The following is a 21,417-nucleotide window of genomic DNA, read 5'->3' on the forward strand; positions in this document are numbered from 1 at the left end:
GGCAGGGAGCCGTGAGGCACGGGAAGATGGGCCCATGGGCCCCATGATCACCACCAGCGAACTCGCCGCGCGGCTTTCCGGGCCGGAATCGGCACGCTCCGTAGTGCTCGACGTCCGCTGGCGGCTCGCCGGCCCGCCCGGCGCCGATTCCTACCGTGAGGCGCATCTCCCCGGCGCGGTGTACGTCGACCTCGGCACGGCGCTCGCCGGGGAACCGGGTGACGGCGGCCGTCATCCGCTTCCCGAACCGGAGACGTTGCAGCGGCATCTGCGGGCGGCCGGGGTCCGCGCCGGTCACCCGGTCGTGGTCTACGACGACGCCGACGGTTCGGTCGCGGCCAGGGCGTGGTGGCTGCTGCGCTGGGCCGGGCACACCGAGGTCGCCGTGCTGGACGGCGGGTTCGCGGCCTGGACCGAGGAGGAGCGCCCCGTCACCGCCGAGGTCCCTGCGCCCGAGGAGGGGGACATCGTCGTGAAGCCCGGCGGCATGCCGGTGCTGGACGCGGCCGAGGCGGCCACGCTCGCCAGGGACGGCTTGCTCCTCGACGCGCGGGCGAGGCCGAGGTACGCGGGGGAGACCGAGCCGATCGACCCGCGCGCCGGGCACATCCCGGGCGCGGTCAACGCGCCCTTCTCCGGGCATGTCGGGGAGGACGGGCGCTGGCGCGACGCTTCGGAACTGGCCGAGCGGTTCGAAGGTCTCGGCGTGGCCCCGGAGACCCCGGTCGGTGTCTACTGTGGATCGGGCGTCACCGCCTCGTCCGTCGTGCTCGCGCTCGAAGTGGCCGGTCACTCCGAGCCCGCGGCGTTGTACGCGGGTTCGTGGTCGCACTGGTCGCGCGATCCGGAGCGGCCGGTGACCACCGGCGATCTGCCCGGCTGACCCGCGGTCGTCCGGAACGACGCACGAGCCGCGTCCGGGCACTAGAGTTCGGACCATGCGAGCACCGGCCGTCGTATGGGACTCCTCGCTGCTGGGCTACGACCTCGGCGGCGAGCATCCGTTCAATCCGGTGCGGCTCGAACTGACCATCCGGCTCGCCACCGAGCTCGGCGTGCTCGACGGGGTCGAGCTGCTCGTCCCCGGCCCGGCAGGCGAAGACGAGCTGCGCCGCGTGCACCTCGCCGAGTACATCGAGGCCGTGCGGCAGTCGCCGATGACCGGCGCCGACTTCGCGCACGGGCTCGGCACCGAGGACAACCCGGTGTTCACCGGGATGCATGAGGCTTCGGCGCTGGTAGTCGGCTCGACGCTGCTGGCCGCGCGGAAGATCGCCGAGGGCGAGGCGACCAGGGCGGTGAACATCGCCGGCGGGCTGCACCACGCGATGCCGGGCAAGGCGTCGGGTTTCTGCGTCTACAACGACTGCTCGGTGGCGATCTCGTGGCTGCTCGACCACGGTTTCGACCGTGTCGCCTACGTCGACACCGACGTGCACCACGGTGACGGCGTGCAGACGGCGTTCTACGACGATCCGCGCGTGCTGACCGTTTCCCTGCACCAGCACCCCTTCACGTTGTGGCCGGGAACGGGCTACTCCGCGGAGATCGGCAAGGGCGGGGCCGAGGGCACCGCGGTCAACCTCCCGCTGCCGCCCGGCACCCGGGACGGAGGCTGGCTGCGGGCGTTCGAGGCGGTGGTGCCGTCGCTGCTGGAACAGTTCCGGCCGCAGATCCTCGTCACCCAGTGCGGTGTCGACTCGCACGAGGAAGATCCGCTGGCGGACCTGTCGCTGTCGGTGGACGGCCATCGCGCCATCTACCGGCGGCTGCGCGAACTTTCCGAAGCCCACGCCGGTGGCCGCTGGCTCGCCGTGGGCGGCGGTGGCTACCAGCTGATCCGGGTGGTGCCGCGCTCCTGGACCCATCTGCTCGCCACCGTGCTCGGCCGCGACGTCGACCCGGCGACGGCGCTGCCGCCGGACTGGGTCGCGTCGATCTCCAGGGCGGCGCCGGGAGCCGAGCTTCCGGCCGGCATGTCCGACGGCCGCGAGACCGCGTTCGTCCCCTGGGGAGACGGAGCGGACGACCCGGTCGACATCGCCATCCGTGACACCCGCCGCGCGATCTTCCCGCTGCACGGCCTCGATCCGGACGATCCGAGGGACTGACATGGCCAGTGAGGACACCAAACGCGACCCGTACGACTTCCCGCGCGAGTGGGAGGCCGACGTCCTGCTCTCCGACGGCGGCACGGTGCACCTGCGCCCGGTGATCCCGAGCGACGCCGACGGGCTCGTCGCCTTCCACGGAAGGCTGTCCGAACGCACCCGGTACTTCCGGTACTTCGGCGCCTATCCGCGGATCCCGCAGCGCGACCTCGAACGGTTCTCCGTCGTCGACCACCACGACAGGGTCGCCTTCGTCGCGCTGCTGGGCGACGACATCGTCGCCGTCGGCCGGTACGAACGGCTCGAACACGGGCCGTCGGCCGAGGTCGCGTTCGTCGTCGACGACGCCCACCAGGGACGCGGACTCGGGTCGATCCTGCTGGAACATCTGGCCGCGGCCGCCTCGGAATGCGGGCTTCGCCGCTTCGTCGCCGAAGTACTCGCCGAGAACGCGGCGATGGTCCGCGTGTTCCGCGACGCGGGCTACCAGGTCAGCCGCGAAATCGAGGAAGGTGTGCTGCACCTGGAGTTCGACATCGACCCGACCGAGGAGTCGCTCGCGGTCGCCCGGTCCAGGGAACAGGCCGCCGAGGCGCGCAGCGTGCACAATCTGCTGCACCCGAAGTCGGTCGCGGTGATCGGCGCGTCCACCGATCCGACGAAGATCGGCTACGTCGCCCTCACGAACCTCCTCAGCGCCGATTTCGCCGGCACCGTCTACCCGGTCAACCCCGAGCACAAATCCGTCCGCGGCGTCCGTGCCTATCCGTCCGTCGTGGACATCCCCGAGGACGTCGACCTCGCGCTGGTCGCCGTGCCCGCCGAGGCCGTCGAGTCCGTTTTGGACGGTGCGCTGGCCAAGGGGGTCAAGACCCTCCTGATCGTCTCGGGCGGGTTCGCCGAAGCCGGCCCGCACGGGCTGCACGCCGAGCTGAGGCTGGTCGGGGAGGCCAGGGCGCACGGGATGCGGGTCGTCGGCCCGAACGCGCTGGGCGTGCTCAACACCGACGCCTCGGTCCGCCTCAACGCCACCCTCGCGCCCCGTCTGCCCGCGCGCGGCCGCACCGGGTTCTTCTGCCAGTCCGGCGCGCTGGGCACCGCGATCCTCGCCGACGCCGAAGCGCGCGGCCTCGGGCTGTCGACGTTCGTCTCGGCGGGTAACCGGGCCGACGTCTCCGGCAACGACCTGCTCCAGTACTGGGAGACCGATCCGGCGACCGACCTCGTCCTGCTCTACCTGGAATCGTTCGGCAACCCGCGCAAGTTCGCGCGGCTCGCGCGGCGGCTGGCGCGGACGAAACCGGTGGTCGCGGTGAAATCCGGCAGGCACGCGGTCCGCCCGCAGCTCGCCGCGACGTCGGCGGAGGTCGACGAGTCCAGCGTCCAGGCCCTGTTCGAGCAGGCGGGCGTCGTCCGCGTCGACACACTCGCGCAGCTCTTCGACACCGCGCTGGTCTTCGCCCACCAGCCGCTGCCCGCCGGGCCCCGGATCGCCATCGTGGGCAATTCCAGCGCCATCGGGCTGCTCGCCGCGGACACCGCGCGGGCGCACGGCCTCCGGCTGACCTCGGACCCGGTCGACGTCGGGCCGCAGGCGAGCCCGGAGGAATTCGCCGCGGCCGTGCGCGAGGCGCTCAACTCACCGGAGACCGACGCGCTCGTCGTGGTCTTCGTGCCGCCGCTCGCGATCCCTGGCACCGCGTACGCCCGCGCGCTGCGGGAGGCCGTCGTCGAGATGGACAAGAACAAGCCGATCGTGTCGACCTTCCTCGCCGTCGAGGGGGTGCCGGACGAGCTGGCCGTGCTGTCCGAGGACGGCGTGCCGACACGGGGTTCGGTCCCGTCGTACCCCAGCCCCGAACGCGCGGTGAACGCGCTCGCGCGGGTCGTGCGCTACGCCGCCTGGCGGCAGCGGCCGCAGGGGAACCTGGTGCGCCCCGCCGGCCTGCACGCCGAGCAGGCGCAGGTGATCGTCGCCGAACTGCTGGCGGGCGAGGACGGCAAGACGACGCTGCTCTCCGACGACGACGTGGTCCGGCTCCTCGGCTGCTACGGCATCGACGTCGTCCCGTTCCGGGTCGTGACGTCCGCGGACGAGGCGGTGAAGGCGGCCGAGGACCTGGGCTTCCCGGTCACTCTCAAGGCCGTCGACGAACGGTTGCGCGGCAGGCCGGATCTCGCGGGCGTGCGGCTCGATCTGACCTCTGTGGACGGAGTGCGCCGGGCGTACGCCGATCTGCGCGAGATCTCCCATGACGACGAGGTCTACGTCCAGCGGATGGCGCCCAAGGGAATCTCGTGCGTGGTCGGGCTGCAGGACGATCCGTCGTTCGGCACGCTCGTGTCGTTCGGTCTCTCCGGGCTGGTCAGCACGCTGCTGGGGGACAGGGCCTACCGCGCGGTCCCGCTCACCGACGTCGACGCAGCCACGCTGCTGCGCGAACCGCGGACTTCGCCGCTGCTGACCGGATACCGCGGCGACGAACCGGCGGATCTGGCCGCGCTCCAGGACATCGTGCTGCGCGTCGCGGCGCTCGCCGAGGACAACCCCGAGGTGCGCTCGATGACGCTCGACCCGATCCTGGCCTCGCCGGACGGCGCCTTCGTGGCCAACGCGCGGATCGTGCTGGGCCCGCCGCCGTCCCGGCCCGACACGGGGCCGCGACGGCTGAGGCCGATCAACGCCCCTGCCTGAACCCCGTCAGGAATCCCATTCCTGGGGCGAGCGGGCCGCGAGGTCCGCGTCGTGGCCGGTGAACTCCGCGATGTCGCCCCGGATCGTGTTGTGGAACGCGACGATCAGCCCGTCGTGGACGAGTTTCGTCTGCACCGCCCGAGCTTCCCCGGCCAGGGGACCGGCGGGGATGGTCAGCGTGGTGGCGGTGTGCACGAGATCGAACCCGCCGCCGAGCGGACGGCTCGACACCTGGCGGATCCGCAGCGTGCTGCCCCGGTAGATGGTGTCGAAGATGTTCTGGCTCTCGCGTGCGATCGTCGCGCGGCCGCGCTGGATGCGGCCGACGACGTCGACGAAATCCGCGTCCTCGGCGAAGTTCGCCGCCCACGCCTCGCCGTCGCCCGTGTTCCAGGCGCGTTCCAGCGCGGAGATGATCCCCTCGGTGGTCATCGCTATCCTTTCTAGAACATCGATCCATTAGTTAGAACAACGTTCCAACTTTTGAGGAGCATACATGTCCGCGGACCTTCCCGGCATCGTCCGGTTGCGCGACCGGCGTGAGGCGCTGACGCTGCGCACGATCCTGACGGCGGCCCGCGGCCTCTTCGCCGAGCGCGGGTACGCGCGGACACCGATCCGCCTCATCGCCCAGGAAGCGGGGGTGTCCCCGCAGACCATCTACGCCCACTTCGGTTCGAAGGCCGGGGTCCTCGGCGGCCTCGTCGACCTCCTCGACGACGAGGCCGGGATCCCCGACGTCGTCGCCGAGGCGCAGCGGACCGAAGACCCGGTCGCGCTGCTCGGCCTGCTGGCCACGGTCGCCCGCCAGGTCTGGGAACGCTGCGGCGACATCGTCGCGATGCTGAGCTCAGGTGCCGCCGTCGATCCGGACATCGCCGCGACCCAGGCGGAAGGCGCCCGGCGTAACCGGCTCGGCGTCGAGATGGTCGTCGGCCGCGTCCGCGCGAGCGGGCGCGCGGTGGTGCCCAGGGCCGCGGACATCGCCGTGGCCCTGATGAGCGCCGACGTCCACACCAGCCTCGTCACCGAGGCCGGGTGGAGTCATGACGACTACGAAGCCTGGCTCAAGAACACCTTGGTCACGTCGCTGCTGCGGTGACGCAGTGTCTTGCCGAAGAACTCCGACAGCCGGGTCCGCTGTTCGGCGACGCTGCGTACCGGGTCGATCGTTCCGACGAACGCGGCGGGAGCGTTGCCCAGCTGCGGCAACAGGGTCTGGTAGTCGGTGAAGCTGAAGTGCTCGCCGTCCGGCAGGCGCAGCTCGCGGGTCCAGCCGCGCTGGTTGCGGAGGAACTCCTGCCAGGACGCGTCCGACGCCGCGCTGTGGTCACCGGCGCTCATCAGCAGGAACGGCCGATCCAGCCCTTCGTCGGCGACGCGGCCGAATATCCGCTGTGACTGCGAGTAGGCCATGCTGCCGTCGAGGTTCGCTCCGGCGACGACGCGCCGGTCGCTCACCATCGTCTCGCCCGCCGTGAACCCGCCGGCGGAATGGCCGAACATGCCGGCCTGGGTCAGTCCGAGCGAGTCGAGCACGAAGCGCGTGTCCCGGACGCGCGTGTCGATCACGCGTTTCGACACCTCGATACTCGACGGCGGCAAGGCTTTCTTCGCGACACGGCCGCCGGGGAACTCCACCGCCTCCGCTTCGTAGGTGTGGTCGATGGCCACCACGACATAGCCCTCGCTCGCGAGCTGTTCCTGGTGTGTGGTGCCGTGCGAACGTGACAAGGTGCCGCCGGGCGAATACAGCACGACGGGCCGTTTGCCGCCGATCGCGGGCGCGCCGGCCCGGGAATGGGTGGGGAAGCGGTAGTCGAGCTGATCCGCCGCCATACCCAGCTTGACGGCGTCGCCCTCGGCCACCACCTTCGCGACACCTGGCGCCATGTACGGCGCTTTCGGCTTCCTGCTCGGCAAAGCCGGGTACCGCACGGTGACCATCAATTCCCTTGTCGCACCGGGAACCCACGGGTCCTGGCGGGAGTGGTCGACGAGATGGAGGTCGGTGCTGCCGACGGCGTACGGACCTGTCGGCGCGGGCAGGCTCAAGCGGACGGGCGCCGCCGACGCGGACGGCGCGAGGAGAACGGCGGGCAGGGCGAGAGCGATCGTAAGTACGCCGATCCGGCGCGTTGTTCGTTTCATGGCACCGAACGTAGGCAGCAGGCCGGTACCGGGGCATCGGGAAGATCACCGGTGCCGACCCCGGGATGTGACCCGCGCGGGTCGCCGCGCCGGCTTCGCAGCTCGAGTGCCGCTTGTGGCAATTGCCGGTTCCGGAAGCTTCGTCCGCTGGGGAACCGGCGAGTCCCTTGTTACGTTCGGTGATGGCGCGTGCACGCCCGGACCGAAGGAAATCCGACGAGAGGTGAGTGCCATGAAGGAATACGAGACCCCCATGCTGATCGAGGCCGGCGAGTTCGAAGAGGTCACCGGCCTGCTCGCCAGGAACGGCAACGACCGGCTGATCTTCAGCAAGAACTGAACGCGCTGACCGTCTGCGTCGATGCGTCGTGTCGTTGACACGCTGGGTCACGGCGAGGAGTACTTCGCGGTCTTTCCCGACCACGAAGCCGCCCTCGCCGTGGCCCCGCGGTTGCACGCACCTGGGTCCCGGACGCTCGCCCACGCGTCGGGGCGCCCGTGGCTGACCGGCCGGTGGCCGGATGACGGGATCGTCGTGGCCTCGGCGGGGCGGACCAGGCTGGCGGTGATCGGCTGGTGCCCGGTCACCGAGAAGGAACTGACCGTCGCGGCCGCACGGCTGCGCGATCCCGGCGGGCTCGACGCGCTGGCGGCGAAACTGCCGGGCAGCTTCCATCTGGTGGCGTCGGTGGACGGGCACTGCCGGGTGCAGGGCACCGCGTCCGGCCTGCGGCTGGTCCACCACACCACGGTCGGCGGCGTGGTGGTCGCGGCCGACCGCGCGGACATCCTCGCCCACGCGGCCGGCGCGGACATCGACGAGCGGATGCTCGCGGTCCGGCTGCTCTTCCCGGTCCCGCATCCGTTGCTGCACAAGCCGATGTGGCGCGGGGTGCACGGGGTGGAGCCGGGTAGCGCGCTGGTGCTCGCGCCGGACGGCCGCGCCGCCCGCACGGTGCGGTGGTGGAATCCGCCGCGCCCGGAACGCTCGCTCGCGGAAGGCGCGCCACTGGTGCGGGAAGCGCTCACCGCCGCGGTGGACGCGCGCACGGCCGCCGGGGGCGTGGTCGCCTGCGACCTTTCCGGTGGCCTGGACTCGACCTCGGTGACCTTCCTCGCCGCACGCGGCGACGCGAAGATCGTGGCGAGCACCTGGCCAGGACTCGACCCTGCCGACGACGACCTCGCCTGGGCGACGCGTGCGGCGGCGCATCTGCCCGAGGTCGAGCACGTGGTGTGGGACGTCGCCGCGTCTCCGCTGGTCTATGCGGGCCTGCTCGAAATCGACGATCCGCTCGACGAGCCGACCATCGGGATGATGGACCGGGCCAGGCTGCTCAGCGATCTGGCGCCGCTGGCGGCCAAGGGCAGCAGGGTCCGGCTGACCGGTATCGGCGGCGATCATGTCGCTTGGTGCTCCGAAGCGCACTATCACACGGTTCTGCGGCGACGCCCGTTGTTCGCACTGGGCGCGCTACGGGGTTTCCGTGCCTTGTTCGCCTGGCCGCTCGGCGGCATGGCCCGCGCGCTCGCCGATTCCCGGTCGTACCGCCGGTGGCTCTCGGACGCCGCGGCCGACGTCCGCGCGGCGAAGACCGCACCGGTGACCTCGGCGCTGGGCTGGAGCACTCCGCCCCGGTTGTTCGATTGGGCGACGCCGGAGGCGGAAGAGCTGGCGATCGCGGCGATCCGCGACGCGGCGCTCACCGCGGAGCCGCTCGGTGGGACCAGGGGCGAACACGCGGACCTGGAGCAGATCCTGTCCTGCACCCGGATCATCCGGCAATGGGAGCAGATGAGCGCCAGGGCCGGGCTGCCGATCCAGTCGCCCTTCCTCGACGACCGGGTGATCGAGGCCTGCCTGTCGATCAGGCCGGACGACCGCGTGACCCCGTGGGCGTACAAACCGGTGCTCACCGAAGCCATGCGCGGCGTGGTACCCGGCGAATGCCTGGCCCGCACCAGCAAGGCGCAGGCGTCGATGGACGCCGCGGCGGGGCTGCGGGCCAGCCGGGGCGACCTGCGCGAGCTGTGGACGGACTCACGGCTGGCCGAGCTCGGCCTCGTCGACCGGAATCGCTTGACCGCCTTGGCATCGCGGCCCGAAACGCCGGAGCTCCGCGACGGCATCCTGTATCCGACCATCGGCTGCGAGGTCTGGCTGCGCACGTTCTCGAAGCCTTTGCTCTCTCTGGAGGAGAAATGAGCCTCGCCTTCCGTTCCAACGTGTCCATTGTGGACACCGACTATGGTTCCGTGCTGCTCGACGAGCGCAAGGGCCGGTATTTCCAGCTCAACCCGAGTGGCCGGATCGTCGTGCGGACGCTGCTCGACGGCGGTGACAGCGAAGAGGCCGCCGGCGCGCTCATCGAGGAATACGACGTCTCGCGTGAGCGCGCCGAGCAGGACGTGACCGCGCTGGTGGAGGGTCTGCGCGCGGCGGGCCTGGTGACGCCGTGACCACCCCGAGCGCGCTCAGCAGGTCGCGGTCACTGCCGTTCGCGCGGCGACTCGCCGCGCGGTTCGCGGTCGCCGCGGCCAGGCTGGTCGCGATGCTGCCGCCCCACCGGATCCGGCTGGTCTTCGGCGTGCTCCGCCGCGGCGCCCGGCCCGCCACCCACGAGCAGGCGGAGGCCGCGAGGGAGGCGGTGCTCGCGGTCAGCCTGGCCTGTCTCGGCCCGAAAGGCTGTCTGCCAAGGTCGCTGGCGGTCACGCTGCTGTGCAGGCTGCGCGGTACCTGGCCGACGTGGTGCGTCGGCGTCCGGTCGCGGCCGCCGTTCGGCGCGCACGCCTGGGTCGAGGTGGACGGGCAGCCCGTCGGCGAAGGGGTCTCCGCCGGGTACTTCGCGAAGCTCGTCGCGGTCGGGCCGCCGGATCGGGCCCGATGAGCGATCGGGCGGGCTTCCGGGATCTGCTGCGGCTGACCGCGGGCCACCGTCGCGTGCTGACACTGGCCATCGTGCTCACCGTGGCGGCGTCCGGACTGGGGATGCTGCAGCCGTTGCTGGTCCGGCACGGGATCGACTCGGTGGGCACGCGGCCGCTTTCCTGGTGGTTCATCGCGGGCATAGCCGGGCTTTTCCTCGTCCAGGCCGCTGTGGACGGGCTCGGCTTGTTCATGCTGGAGCGGTCGGGTGAACGCGTGGTGCTCAGCGTGCGCAGGCGGCTGATCGCGCGGCTGCTGCGGCTGCGGATGCCCGCCTACGAGGACCATCGGCTCGGCGACCTGATCTCCCGGCTCAGCGTCGACACCACCGTGCTGCGCGACGTGGTGTCGACCGCGTCGGTCCAACTCGTCGCCGGCGGGTTGACCGGACTGGGCACGGCGGTCCTGATGCTGCTGCTCGACCCGGTGCTGTTCGGTCTGGTGGCGGCGACCGTGTCGGTCGCCGCCGTCGTGGTGGTCGCGTTGCTCGGCAGGCTCCGCGCGGCGGGTGAGCGGACGCAACGCGGCGTCGGCGAGATGACCGCGGACCTCGAACGCGCGCTGGGCGCGATCCGGATGGTGCGCGCGAACCGGGCGGAGCCGCGAGAGGAGCGGCGGATCGGCGAGCGGGCGGAGTCGGCCTTCGCCGCGGGGGTGCAGGCGGCCAAGCTGACCTCGGTGATGACCCCGGCCGTCGAGCTGGCCATCCGCGGCTCGCTTCTGCTGGTGCTGCTCGTCGGCGGGGCGCGGGTGGCGGCGAACGCGACCTCGCTGGGCGAGCTGGTGGCGTTCCTGTTGTACGCGACCTATCTGGTGGTGCCGCTCATCTCCCTGCTCCAGGGAATCGGCCTCGTCCAGCGCGGCATGGGCGCGCTGCAGCGGGTGCACGAGGCCTCCCGCTTGCCCGTCGAAAGCGACACGGCGACCCGCTCACCGATAGCCCCCGGGCGGTCCGCGCCGGTGCTGGAATTTCGCGACGTCCGATTCTCCTACGGGAAAAGGACGGTGCTTGACGGCGTTTCGTTCCGGGTCGAACCGCGGACGAGCGTGGCGCTGGTCGGAAAATCGGGGGCGGGAAAGTCGACAGTCTTCTCACTGGTCGAGCGTTTTTATCAGCCCTTTTCCGGGACGGTGCTGCTGAATGGTGTCGACCTGAACGGAATGTCACTTTCCGACAGTCGTTCCCGGCTGGCACTGGTCGACCAGAATGTGCCCATCGTGCACGGCACGCTGCGGGAAAACCTCGTGTACGCGGCACCGGACGCCGACGGGGAGGAACTGGCGAGGGTGCTGGAAATGGTCAACCTCGCCGGGCTCGTCGCCGGCCTGCCCGACGGGCTGGATACCCAGGTCGGCGAACGCGGGAACATGCTGTCCGGCGGTGAGCGGCAGCGGGTCGCCATCGCCCGTGCCCTCCTTACTCGGCCCGACCTGCTGCTTCTCGACGAGCCGAGTGCCCATCTCGACCAGATCAACGAGTTCGCGCTGACCATGGCGCTGGAGCGGGCCGGCCGTGAATGCGCGTTGCTGATCATCGCGCACCGGCTGGCCACCGTCCGCCGCGCCGACCGGATACTGGTGCTCGACGAGGGCAGGGTCGACGGCGACGGCACGCACGACGAGCTCACCGTGTCCTGCCCGCTCTACCGGCGGCTCGTCGAGAATCAGTTGTCCGATGACCGGTCTACCCGGAGTAGTCCGGCCGGAGCGGCCTCCGCCGGATAATCCCCGATTGTGGACATCTCGTCCCCCGGATGGCCCTGTCGCATCCTCCGAATGCTCTTGAGAATAGGTCGCTGGGATGTCGGATGGCTATTCGGATGGGCCGGTGATGATGCTCAGATGATCTACAACCGACTGGCCGATGGCCGATTGACTCGGCAAATGGAATTCGTGGAGGTGCTGTCGGGACGGTGCGATACGCTCAGGCGTATCGACCGGTTTTGTGAAACCGCCAAACTCGTGTCCGGAATTCTTTCCGACGGCGGCAGGGCGGGCGTCTGCGACCCGGCGCTGCTGGAGTCGATGCTCTTCGGCCCAGGACGCCGGCGGCTGGTGGTCGGCTCGCGGCTGGCGGGCGGTGAGCTGGTGCGGCACCACGAAAAGGCCAGGCAGACCGAAATCAGGGTGTACGGCGGGGTGCTGCGGCACATGCTGGTCTTCGACGCCCGGTACGCGGTCGTGCCGCTCGACGACGTGAGCCTGCACGCGGGCGCGCTGGTGCTGCGTCCCCCGCTCGTCGGTCCCTGCGGTCAGTTCTTCGGGATCCTGTGGTCGGAGTCGCGGCCGCTCGGTGGCGGGCCCTGGCGGGGCGCTTGCATCGAGGGACGGCAGCTGCAGGTCGCGGACCTGCTGGTGGAGGGGGCCACGGACCATCAGGTCGCCAACCGCCTCGGCATGAGCAGCAGGACCGTGCGCACGATCGTGTCCGAGCTGCACGACCGGTTCGGCACCACCTCGCGGATGGCCTTGGGTTTCCGGCTCGGCCGCATGAGCAAGCGCGTCTAGTCCCGGTACCGCAGTTCCCGGGCGCCCGAGGTCCCCTCTGCCGCCAACTCCCGCTTGAGCACCTTGTGCGTGGCCGTCCGCGGGAGTTCCTCGACCATCCGCACGAACCGCGGCCGCTGCTTCGGCCCGAGATCGCCTTGTCCGGCAACGAAAGCCGCGAACTCGCGGACGTCGATCGGAGACCGGCAGACCAGCGCGGCCATCACCTGGTCGCCCACCCGCGGATCCGGCACCCCGTACACGGCGGCCTCGCTGACAGCGGGATGCCGGAGGAGTGCGCGTTCGATCGGGGCGGTGCCGAGGTTCTCGCCGTCGACGCGCAGCCAATCGCCGAGCCGCCCGGCGAAGTAGCAGTAGCCGTCCGCGTCGAGGTAGGCCAGATCGCCGGTGTGGTACATCCCGTCGCGCATCCGCTCGGCCTCGGCCGCCGGATCCCCGTAGTACCCGGCGAAGAAGCCAGGGCCGCCGGTGTTGACCAGTTCGCCGACCGCCTCGGCGGCGTTGAGCAGCTTCCCGCCTTCATCGAACTCCGCCGGGCGACAGGGTTTTCCGGTCTCCGGGTCGAGTACGGTGACACCGTCGAGCAGGCGGCCGAGCGAACCGGGCGGGGTGGTGGCGTCCCTGCCGAAGTTCACGCCGCCCTCGGTCGAACCGAAGGCGTCGACCACGTGGCAGCCGAACCGCGCCCCGAAAGCGGCGAGATCGGCTTCCGCGCCTTCGTTGCCGTAGACCAGTTTCAGCGGGTTGTCGGCGTCGTCCTCCCGGTCAGGCGTGGTGAGCACATAGGACAGTGGCTTGCCGACGTAGTTGGCGTACGTCGCCCCGAACCTCCGGACGTCCGGCAGGAACCCGGAGGCCGAGAACCGCCGCCGCAACGCGATCCCCGCCCCGCGGCGAGGCCGACCGACCAGCCCGCCATGATGGCGTTGGAGTGGAACATCGGCATCGACACGTACACGGTGTCCTCTGTGGACAGACCGAATCGGGTGGCCAGCATCTCGCCGGGGTAGGCGATCTTGCCGTGCGTGCACCGGACGGCCTTCGGGTCACCGCTCGTGCCGGAGGTGAAGATCAGCATGAGCAGGTCTTCCGGTTTCGCGGCCACAGGGTCGACAGCCTCCCGTGCCGGCTCCAGCTCGCTCAGCGGCAGCACCGGCACACCGGCCTCGGACAGCAGCGGAAGGTACTTCTCCTCGGCGAACACCAGCTCGCAGTCGGCCAGCGCGACGTCGCGGGCCAGCGCCGCGCCCCGGCGCGTGGGGTTCAAGCCGACCAGCACGTGTCCCGAGAGCGCCGCGCCGCCGAGCAGGAACGAGAACTCGGGAACGTTGTCCGCCAGCAGCCCGAAGTGCCCGCCGGGCCGCAGGAGCCCGGCGAGCGCGGCGGCGTGCCCGGCGCAGGCCCGGACGTGCTCGGCCCAGGTCCAGCGCCGGTCTTCGAACAGCAGGCCGGTCGAGCGGTCCTCCGCCCGCGCGAGCAGGAGTTCCGTGACCGTGGGGGTCATGCCGGGTCCGCGGCCAGCAGGTCGCCGAGTCCCCGCAGCTGCGCGGTCGCCCCGCCCAGGATGAACTCGAGCCGCTTCGCCGCGACGAAGTAGCGATGCAGGGTGTGGTCGACGTCGATGCCGACCCCGCCGTGGACGTGCACGGCGGTGTGCGCGACCCGGTGCCCGGCCTCGGCCGTCCAGAACTTCGCCGTCGCGACCTCTTCGGCCGCCGGAAGCCCTTCGCTCAGCCGCCAGGCCGCTTGCCACAACGTCAGCCGGACGGCCTCGACGTCGACGTAGGCGTCGGCGAGCCGCTGCCGCACCGCCTGGAAACTCCCGATGAGGTTGCCGAACTGCTTGCGCTCCCGCGCGTACGCCGCCGTCAGCTCCAGAGCCCGTTCGACCACGCCGAGCTGCTGCGCGCAGACGCCGACCGTGCCCCGCAGCCGCAGCCATTCGCCGATGTCGCCCAAGGACGTGGCGGCCTTCGCGCCGGACAGCTCGACCAGTGCCGCGTCGGCGTGGTCGACGGTTCGCTGCGGCGAGACCGTCACGGCGTCCCGGTCGAGCAGGAACACCTGACGGCCGCCGTCGATCGCGGCTTCGACGAGGAACCCGTGCGCGAACGCCCCCGACGGCACCGCGGTCTGCGCGCCGGTCAACCGCCACCCGTCCCCGTCGGCCTCGGCGGTGAATCCGCAGGGCACGCCGTAGTCCGGAAGTGCCACCGCGAGGACGTGGTCGCCGCGCAGCACCGGGACGACCCAGCGCTCGGCAAGTCTCCCGTCCCCGAATTCGGCAACGGCGGCGGCGCCCAGGACGACCGACGTCAGATACGGCACGGGCGCGACCGCGCGGCCGATCTCGGCCAGCACGGAGCACTGCTCCAGCAGCCCGAACCCGCCACCGCCGACCGACTGCGGCAGCGCCGCGTCGAGCACCCCGGCCTGGGCCAGCGCGGTCCACAGTGGAGCGTCGAAGCCGCCGGAACCGTGTGGCCCCAGCACGTCCGGGGTGACCTTGTCCGTCAGGATCCGGCGCGTGAGCGAAGCGAGATCCTGCTGCGCCTCGGTGAGCGTGAAGTCCATCGGTATCTCCTAGCGCGTGACGGGCAGGCCGAGGGCGGTCGCGGCGATCATGTCCCGCTGGATCTCGTTGGTCCCGCCGCCGAAGGTGAGGATCAGCGAAGACCGGTGCAGCCGTTCGATCCGGCCGCGCAGTTGCGCGCCGGGGGAGCCTTCGCGGACCACGGCGCCCGCGCCGAGGATCTCCATCATCAGCCGGTACGCCTCGGTCGCGAACTCCGTGCCGAACACCTTCGTCGCCGACGCCTCCGCCGGGCCGAGGTCGCCGCTCGCGGCCGCCCAGGCGATCCGCCAGTTCCGCAGCTTCAGGTATTCGGCGTGCGTGTGGATCCGCGCCAGGTGCAGCCGCACCCACGGCTGGTCGATGACGCGGGAGCCGTCGGGCAGTTTCGTGGTCTGCGCCCAGCTCCGCACCTCGCGCAGCGACGTCTGGATCGGGGCGGCCGAGGTCAGCGCGACACGTTCGTGGTTGAGCTGGTTCGTGATCAGCGGCCAGCCCTCGTTCTCCCCGGCGACCCGGGAGGCCACCGGCACGCGCACGTCGTCGTAGTAGGTCGCGCTCGTGCCCGGACCGGCGACCGTGTGCACCTTCGTCCAGGAGAAGCCGGGGGCCGAGGTCGGCACGATCAGCATGCTCAGGCCCTTGTGCTTACGGGCGTCGGGATCGGTGCGGGCGGCCAGCCAGACGTAGTCGGCGTACTCGATCAGGCTCGTCCACATCTTCTGGCCGTTGATGACGTAGTCGTCGCCGTCGCGGACCGCGCGGGTGCGCAGGGACGCCAGGTCGGTACCCGCGCCCGGCTCGGAGTAGCCGATCGCGAAGTGCAGCTCGCCGGCGGCGATCTTGGGCAGGTAGAACGCCTTCTGTTCTTCGGTGCCGTAGCGCATGATCGTCGGCCCGACGGTGTTCACCGTGAGGAACGGGACGGGCACCCCCGCCGCGGCCGCCTCGTCGGTGAAGACGAGCTGGTCGAGCATCGGCCGGTCCTGCCCGCCGTACTCGCGGGGCCAGCCGAGCGCGAGCCAGCCCGCGCTGCCGAGGTCCCGGACTATTTCCTTGTACACCAGGCCGTCGCCGTACTCGCCACCGTCACCGGCCAGGGCTTCACGGCGTTCGGGGGTCATCAGCCCGGCGAAGTACTCCCTGAGTTCCGCCGCCAGCGCCCGCTGCTCCGGCGTGTAGTCGATCCGCATCCGTCACCTCTGCCGTCGGTGCTCGTTACTGGTGCCATGGCCGCTCGCGGCGGTAAGGTAGAACCTGTTCTAGTTGTACCAGTGTGGCGGCGAGGAGGGAATATGGAGATCGACGTCGATCGCTCGCTCTGCGAGGCGAACGCGATCTGTGTCGGCTTCGCGCCGGAGGTCTTCGATCTCGATGACGACGAGGAACTTGTCCTCGCGTCGGCGGAAGTTCCGCAGAGCCAAGTAGAACGTGTTACTCAAGCCGTGGCGAGCTGCCCGAAAAATGCCCTGCTCATACGTGGTTAGCACCGTTTATTTGCTGCTTGCATCGAGCGAGAACAGATTCTAGTGTGTGCGGAGAGGCAAGGAGGCCTGGAGTGAGTTTGGACGGCAGGACGGCCATCGTGACCGGGGCCGGCGCGGGACTCGGCCGGGCCGAGGCGCTGGCGCTGGCCGCCGCGGGAGCGTCGGTGGTGGTCAACGACGTGTCGGCCGCGGCGCAGGCGGTGGCCGACGAGATCGAGGCCGAGGGCGGCAAGGCCGTCGCGGTCACCGGCGACGTGTCGGAATCCGCGACCGCGGACGCGTTGCTCACCGCCGCCGTCGACCACTTCGGCGGGCTGCACGTCCTGGTCAACAACGCGGGCGTGCTGCGCGACCGGATGCTCTTCTCGATGTCCGACGACGAATGGGACACCGTGCTCCGGGTCCACCTGCGCGGGCATTTCCTGCTTTCGCGCAACGCCGGGGCGTACTGGCGCGACAAGTCCAAAGTGGACGGAGCGCCGGTGTACGGCCGGGTCGTCAACACCGCGTCGGAGTCGTTCCTGCTCGGTGCGCCCGGCCAGCCGAACTACGGTGCGGCCAAGGCGGGCATCGCCGCGCTCACCGTCTCCACCGCACGCGGTCTTTCGCGGTACGGCGTCCGCGCCAACGCGATCTGCCCGCGTGCCCGCACGGCGATGACCGAGGGGGTCTTCGGCGCCGACGCGCCGGAAGGGATCGACCCGCTGTCGGTCGACCACGTCGCGCCGTTCGTGTCCTTCCTCTGCTCGCCGGACGCCGACCGCGTCAACGGCCAGGTGTTCCTCGTCTACGGCGGGATGGTCGCGCTGATGCGGCCGCCGTCGGTGGAACAGCGGTTCGACACCGCCAACGGCACTTGGACCCCCGAAGAACTCGCCACCAGCGTGGGCGGCTACTTCGCCGACCGAGACCCGGAGCGGATGTTCTCCGCGTCCGAGATCATGTCGCTGCCGTGAATCGGAGGAGATGACGATGGGCAGGCTCGACGGCAAGGTAGCGCTGATCACCGGCGGCGCCCGCGGGCAGGGCGAGGCGGCCGCGCGGCTGTTCGTCGCCGAGGGCGCGCGCGTGGTGATCGCCGACATCAACGACCTCGACGGCAAGAAACTCGCCGCCGATCTGGGCGAGTCCGCCGTCTACCAGCATCTCGACGTCGGCGACGAGGCCGAATGGGACGCCGCGATCGAGCGCACCGTCTCGGAGTTCGGCCCGCCGACCGTGCTGGTCAACAACGCGGGCATCCTGCACTTCTCGGAACTGGGCAAGACCACGCTCGCCGACTACGAACGCGTCGTCCGGGTCAATCAGATCGGGGCGTTTCTCGGGATGCGTTCGGTCGTTGAACCGATGACCGGGGCCGGAGGCGGCTCCATCGTCAACGTGTCCTCAGTCGAAGGGCTCGCCGGGATGCCGTTCCTCGTCGCGTACACCGCGAGCAAGTTCGCGATCCGCGGCATGACCAAGGTCGCCGCGCTCGAACTCGGCGCGAAGAACATCCGGGTCAATTCGGTCCATCCCGGCGCGATCGACACCCCGATGGTCGCGGCCGCCGCGGGCGGGCAGAAAGTCGACATGTCGTGGGTGGGCAAGAAGGTCGCCCTCGGCCGCGTCGGGCAGCCGGAGGACATCGCGAAACTCGTGTTGTTCCTGGCCAGTGACGAAAGTTCGTACAGCACGGGCGCGGAGTTCGTCGCGGACGGCGGCGCGACCGCGACGCACGCACTCAAGTTTTGAACCGGAGGTGCCGAGAGCAGAGTGAACACCGCTAACGCAATGGGGCGTTGACAGGTGGAGTAAGACTCGGGGCAGGCGAGCTGGGAGGTTCTGTGGGAGCGACGGTGTCCGTCCCCGGTACGGGTGCGCTCACACAGGTCGGCAGGCTCGCGACCCTGTCGTGGGAAGTCCTCCGCGCGATCTTCAAACGCCCGTTCCAGTTCCGCGAATGGATCCAGCAGTGCTGGTTCTTCGCCAGCGTCACGATCCTGCCGACGGCGCTCGTGGCGATCCCGTTCGGCGCCGTCATCGCCCTGCAGCTGGGCTCGCTGACGCAGCAGATCGGCGCGCAGTCGTTCACCGGAGCGGCGAGCGCGCTCGCGATCGTGCAGCAGGCGAGCCCGCTGATCACCGCGCTGCTGGTGGCCGGTGCGGGCGGCAGCGCGGTCTGCGCCGACATCGGCGCCCGCAAGATCCGCGAAGAGATCGACGCGATGGAAGTCCTCGGGGTCAACCCGATCCAGCGCCTGATCGTGCCCCGCGTACTCGCCGCCATCGTGGTTTCGGTGCTGCTGAACGGTTTGGTCAGCGTCGTCGGCGTGCTCGGCGGCTACTTCTTCAACGTCGTCATGCAGGGCGGCACCCCCGGCGCGTACCTCGCCAGCTTCAACGCGCTCGCGCAGGTGCCGGATCTGTGGATCAGCGAGATCAAGGCGCTCCTCTACGGTTTCGTCGCCGGGGTGGTCGCGGCGTTCCGCGGGCTGAACCCGGCGGGCGGGCCGAAGGGCGTCGGCGACGCGGTGAACCAGGCCGTGGTCATCACGTTCCTGCTGCTGTTCCTGATCAACGTCGTGCTGACCGCGATCTACCTGCGGATCGTCCCGCCGAAGGCGATGTGACATGGCAGGCGAACCCGCTGTTTCGGACCGGACGCTCGAAATCATCGCGCGTCCCGGCGCGATGCTGGAAGGCTTCGGCGGCCAGCTGTCGTTCTACTTCCGCGCGCTGGCCTGGACCCCGCGCACGATCCGGCGGTACGGCCGCGAGATCTTCCGCCTGCTGACCGAAGTCAGCTTCGGCACCGGCGCGCTCGCGGTGATCGGCGGGACGCTCGGCGTGATGATCGGGATGACGCTGTTCACCGGTCTCATCGTCGGCCTGCAGGGCTACTCCGCGCTGAACCAGCTCGGCACCGCCGCGCTGACCGGGTTCATCTCGGCCTACTTCAACACCCGTGAGGTCGCGCCGCTTTCCGCCGGGCTCGCGCTTTCGGCCACCGTCGGCTGCGGGTTCACCGCGCAGCTCGGCGCGATGAAGATCTCCGAGGAGATCGACGCGCTCGAAGTGATGGGTGTGCCGAGCCTGCCGTATCTGGTGACGACACGGGTGATCGCCGGCGTCACCGCGGTCATCCCGCTCTACGCCGTCGGCCTGCTTTCGTCGTACCTCGCCTCGCGGCAGATCACCATCTGGCTCTACGGCCAGTCCGCGGGTACCTACGACCATTACTTCACGTTGTTCCTGCCGCCCGAGGACGTGCTCTGGTCGTTCCTCAAGGTGATCATCTTCAGCGTGCTCGTGATCCTGTCGCATTGCTATTACGGCTACACCGCCAGCGGTGGGCCCGCCGGGGTCGGCGTCGCGGTCGGGCGCGCGGTGCGGACGTCGATCGTGCTGATCTCGGTGCTCGACTTCTTCCTCAGCCTCGCGATCTGGGGCGCCACGACGACGGTGAGGATTTCCGGGTGAACAGGAGGATTCTGCTGCGGCGGCTCCGGCACCAGGTGCTGGGCCTGATCTTCCTCGTGGTGGTCGTGCTGTTCTTCGTCACCACCATCGCCTTCTACCAGAAGGCCTTCACCACGGTGACCATGGTGAAACTCGAGACCGATCGCATCGGCAACCAGATGCGCGTGGGCGCGGACGTGAAGGTGCGGGGGATGGTCGTCGGCGAGGTCCGGGCGATCCAGGCGCACGGCGATCGCGCGACGATGGAACTGGCGTTGCAACCGGACAAGACGTCGGTCATCCCGTCGAACGTGTCCGCGCGGCTGCTGCCGAAGACGTTGTTCGGCGAACGGTATGTCGCTTTGCAGATACCTGAGCTGCAACATTCAAAAGAGGCTTCGCGGCACATCGCCGAGGGCGACGTCATCCCGCAGGACCGCAGCAGCAGCGCGATCGAGCTGGAAACCGTGCTCGGCAACGTGATGCCGTTGCTGCAGGCCGTCCAGCCGGAGAAGATGGCCAGCACGCTCAACGCCGTCGCGTCCGCTTTGGACGGTCAGGGCAAGCAGCTCGGCGCGACGATGGCGGGGCTGTCGGACTATCTCGGCAAGGTGAACCCGTCGCTGCCGGATCTCAAGGCCGACATCACCGGGGTCGCCGACGCCGCCGCGATCTACGACAAGGCCGCGCCGGATCTGCTGGCCGCGCTCGCGGATCTGACCACCACGAGCAAGACCCTGGTCGAGAGCCAGCGCGGGCTCGCCGACGTCTATTCGACGGTGACCGCGGCCTCGATCGACCTCACGAGTTTCCTGAAGGTGAACCAGGACAACCTGATCCGGCTCACCACCAACCTCCAGCCCACTTTGGACGTCCTCGCGAAGTACGCGCCGGAGTACCCGTGCCTGCTCAAGCAGCTGGCCGAATCGGTGCCGCGCGCGGAACTCGCGTTCGGCAAGGGCACCGCGCATCCCGAGGTCAGCCGGGTGACCATCGAGTTCACCCCGAGCCGGGGCAAGTACCTGCCCGGTGTCGACGAGCCGAAGTACAACGACAAACGCGGCCCTCGCTGCTACCCGCAGGTGCCGCCGCCGGGGCGCTGGCCGCAGTACCCGCCGGACGGCGCCATCGACGACGGATCCTCGAAGCCCGCGGCGCCGCGCGACCCTGACGGCACCCTGCCCTCGAACGGGACCGTGCCTTCGGGCGGGAGCGCGGGCGGTTCGGTGGTGAACACGCCGGACGAACAGCGGCTGATCGACCTGCTCGTGTCGCCGACGATGGGCACGACGCCGGATCAGGTGCCGAACTGGGGGAGTCTGCTGGTGGGGCCGCTGTACCGCGGGGCGGAGGTGGAACTGCGATGAGGACTCAGGCGAGCGCGCCGGGCGCCGGACGATGTCCCGAAAGTGGCTTTCGCGACACGCGCGCGGTGGGTCGGCCGACGTTGCGAAAGCCACTTTCGCAACCTTCAACGTTGCGAAAGTGGCTTTCGCAACGTGCTCGGCCCGCGACGGCAGGAAGCG

20 protein-coding genes and 1 pseudogene are annotated in these 21,417 nt (G+C 70.3%); 16 read left to right on the forward strand and 5 right to left on the reverse strand.

Annotated elements, in window-relative coordinates; all coding sequences use genetic code 11:
* The first annotated feature begins 34 nt into the window (after positions 1-34).
* The 3 genes from ACZ3HL_RS04105 to ACZ3HL_RS04115 are packed head-to-tail and all read left to right on the forward strand — an operon-like array spanning position 35 to position 4,806.
* The gene (locus tag ACZ3HL_RS04105) at positions 35-883 is read left to right on the forward strand and encodes a sulfurtransferase (RefSeq protein WP_465528664.1); all 849 of its coding nucleotides are present in this window, start codon (positions 35-37) and stop codon (positions 881-883) included.
* 55 nt (positions 884-938) lie between these two features.
* Positions 939-2,111, forward strand: coding sequence for an acetoin utilization protein AcuC (locus tag ACZ3HL_RS04110; RefSeq protein WP_465528666.1), 1,173 nt, complete (start codon positions 939-941; stop codon positions 2,109-2,111).
* Between the two features lies 1 nt (position 2,112).
* Positions 2,113-4,806, forward strand: coding sequence for a bifunctional acetate--CoA ligase family protein/GNAT family N-acetyltransferase (locus ACZ3HL_RS04115; protein WP_465528668.1), 2,694 nt, complete (start codon positions 2,113-2,115; stop codon positions 4,804-4,806).
* A 6-nt stretch (positions 4,807-4,812) separates the two neighbouring features.
* On the opposite strand, the gene ACZ3HL_RS04120 is transcribed toward ACZ3HL_RS04115, so the two are convergent.
* Positions 4,813-5,238, reverse strand: coding sequence for an SgcJ/EcaC family oxidoreductase (locus ACZ3HL_RS04120; RefSeq protein WP_465528670.1), 426 nt, complete (start codon positions 5,236-5,238; stop codon positions 4,813-4,815).
* 64 nt (positions 5,239-5,302) lie between these two features.
* On the opposite strand from ACZ3HL_RS04120, the gene ACZ3HL_RS04125 reads away from it, so the two are divergent.
* A complete protein-coding gene (locus ACZ3HL_RS04125) occupies positions 5,303-5,908 on the forward strand; it encodes a TetR/AcrR family transcriptional regulator (protein WP_465528672.1) in 606 nt (201 codons plus the stop codon).
* On the opposite strand, the gene ACZ3HL_RS04130 is transcribed toward ACZ3HL_RS04125, so the two are convergent.
* The gene (locus ACZ3HL_RS04130; RefSeq protein ID WP_465528674.1) at positions 5,860-6,957 is read right to left on the reverse strand and encodes an alpha/beta hydrolase family protein; all 1,098 of its coding nucleotides are present in this window, start codon (positions 6,955-6,957) and stop codon (positions 5,860-5,862) included. The two genes, ACZ3HL_RS04125 and ACZ3HL_RS04130, sit on opposite strands and share 49 nt — an antisense overlap.
* A gap of 232 nt (positions 6,958-7,189) precedes the next feature.
* Here ACZ3HL_RS04130 and ACZ3HL_RS04135 point away from each other — a divergent pair, with 232 nt between their 5' ends.
* The 6 genes from ACZ3HL_RS04135 to ACZ3HL_RS04160 all read left to right on the forward strand — a co-directional run bounded on the left by ACZ3HL_RS04135 (position 7,190) and on the right by ACZ3HL_RS04160 (position 12,391).
* On the forward strand, positions 7,190-7,297 hold the full coding sequence (locus ACZ3HL_RS04135; protein ID WP_465412028.1) for a keywimysin-related RiPP: 108 nt from the start codon (positions 7,190-7,192) through the stop codon (positions 7,295-7,297).
* A 21-nt stretch (positions 7,298-7,318) separates the two neighbouring features.
* Positions 7,319-9,163, forward strand: a complete 1,845-nt coding sequence (locus ACZ3HL_RS04140; protein WP_465528676.1) for a lasso peptide isopeptide bond-forming cyclase — start codon at positions 7,319-7,321, stop codon at positions 9,161-9,163.
* Positions 9,160-9,417, forward strand: coding sequence for a lasso peptide biosynthesis PqqD family chaperone (locus tag ACZ3HL_RS04145; RefSeq protein WP_465528678.1), 258 nt, complete (start codon positions 9,160-9,162; stop codon positions 9,415-9,417). Before ACZ3HL_RS04140 ends, ACZ3HL_RS04145 begins: the two co-directional genes overlap by 4 nt.
* On the forward strand, positions 9,414-9,845 hold the full coding sequence (locus tag ACZ3HL_RS04150; protein ID WP_465528680.1) for a lasso peptide biosynthesis B2 protein: 432 nt from the start codon (positions 9,414-9,416) through the stop codon (positions 9,843-9,845). Before ACZ3HL_RS04145 ends, ACZ3HL_RS04150 begins: the two co-directional genes overlap by 4 nt.
* On the forward strand, positions 9,842-11,608 hold the full coding sequence (locus tag ACZ3HL_RS04155) for an ABC transporter ATP-binding protein (protein WP_465528682.1): 1,767 nt from the start codon (positions 9,842-9,844) through the stop codon (positions 11,606-11,608). Before ACZ3HL_RS04150 ends, ACZ3HL_RS04155 begins: the two co-directional genes overlap by 4 nt.
* 159 nt (positions 11,609-11,767) lie before the next feature.
* Positions 11,768-12,391, forward strand: coding sequence for a helix-turn-helix transcriptional regulator (locus tag ACZ3HL_RS04160; protein ID WP_465528684.1), 624 nt, complete (start codon positions 11,768-11,770; stop codon positions 12,389-12,391).
* Here ACZ3HL_RS04160 and ACZ3HL_RS04165 read toward each other — a convergent pair.
* From ACZ3HL_RS04165 to ACZ3HL_RS04175, 3 genes and pseudogenes are all read right to left on the reverse strand, one after another.
* Positions 12,388-13,895, reverse strand: a pseudogene (locus ACZ3HL_RS04165) (long-chain-fatty-acid--CoA ligase). The gene ACZ3HL_RS04160 and the pseudogene ACZ3HL_RS04165 overlap by 4 nt on opposite strands.
* Positions 13,892-14,965, reverse strand: coding sequence for an acyl-CoA dehydrogenase family protein (locus ACZ3HL_RS04170; RefSeq protein ID WP_465528686.1), 1,074 nt, complete (start codon positions 14,963-14,965; stop codon positions 13,892-13,894). The pseudogene ACZ3HL_RS04165 and the gene ACZ3HL_RS04170 overlap by 4 nt, the downstream one beginning before the upstream one ends.
* Before the next feature lie 9 nt (positions 14,966-14,974).
* On the reverse strand, positions 14,975-16,156 hold the full coding sequence (locus tag ACZ3HL_RS04175; protein WP_465528688.1) for an acyl-CoA dehydrogenase family protein: 1,182 nt from the start codon (positions 16,154-16,156) through the stop codon (positions 14,975-14,977).
* 102 nt (positions 16,157-16,258) lie between these two features.
* Here ACZ3HL_RS04175 and ACZ3HL_RS04180 point away from each other — a divergent pair, with 102 nt between their 5' ends.
* From ACZ3HL_RS04180 to ACZ3HL_RS04205, 6 genes are all read left to right on the forward strand, one after another.
* Complete coding sequence (locus ACZ3HL_RS04180; RefSeq protein WP_465528690.1) at positions 16,259-16,450, forward strand: ferredoxin; 192 nt, start codon at positions 16,259-16,261, stop codon at positions 16,448-16,450.
* Positions 16,451-16,521: 71 nt separating this feature from the next.
* Positions 16,522-17,406, forward strand: coding sequence for a 3-oxoacyl-ACP reductase (locus ACZ3HL_RS04185; RefSeq protein ID WP_465412037.1), 885 nt, complete (start codon positions 16,522-16,524; stop codon positions 17,404-17,406).
* Between the two features lie 16 nt (positions 17,407-17,422).
* Positions 17,423-18,184, forward strand: coding sequence for a glucose 1-dehydrogenase (locus ACZ3HL_RS04190; protein ID WP_465412038.1), 762 nt, complete (start codon positions 17,423-17,425; stop codon positions 18,182-18,184).
* 92 nt (positions 18,185-18,276) lie between these two features.
* A complete protein-coding gene (locus ACZ3HL_RS04195; RefSeq protein WP_125675589.1) occupies positions 18,277-19,062 on the forward strand; it encodes an MlaE family ABC transporter permease in 786 nt (261 codons plus the stop codon).
* A 1-nt stretch (position 19,063) separates the two neighbouring features.
* The gene (locus tag ACZ3HL_RS04200; protein ID WP_034322613.1) at positions 19,064-19,912 is read left to right on the forward strand and encodes an MlaE family ABC transporter permease; all 849 of its coding nucleotides are present in this window, start codon (positions 19,064-19,066) and stop codon (positions 19,910-19,912) included.
* A complete protein-coding gene (locus ACZ3HL_RS04205; RefSeq protein ID WP_465528692.1) occupies positions 19,909-21,258 on the forward strand; it encodes an MCE family protein in 1,350 nt (449 codons plus the stop codon). Before ACZ3HL_RS04200 ends, ACZ3HL_RS04205 begins: the two co-directional genes overlap by 4 nt.
* Positions 21,259-21,417 lie beyond the last annotated feature (159 nt).

The sequence above is a fragment of the Amycolatopsis sp. NPDC000009 genome, assembly GCF_055563465.1.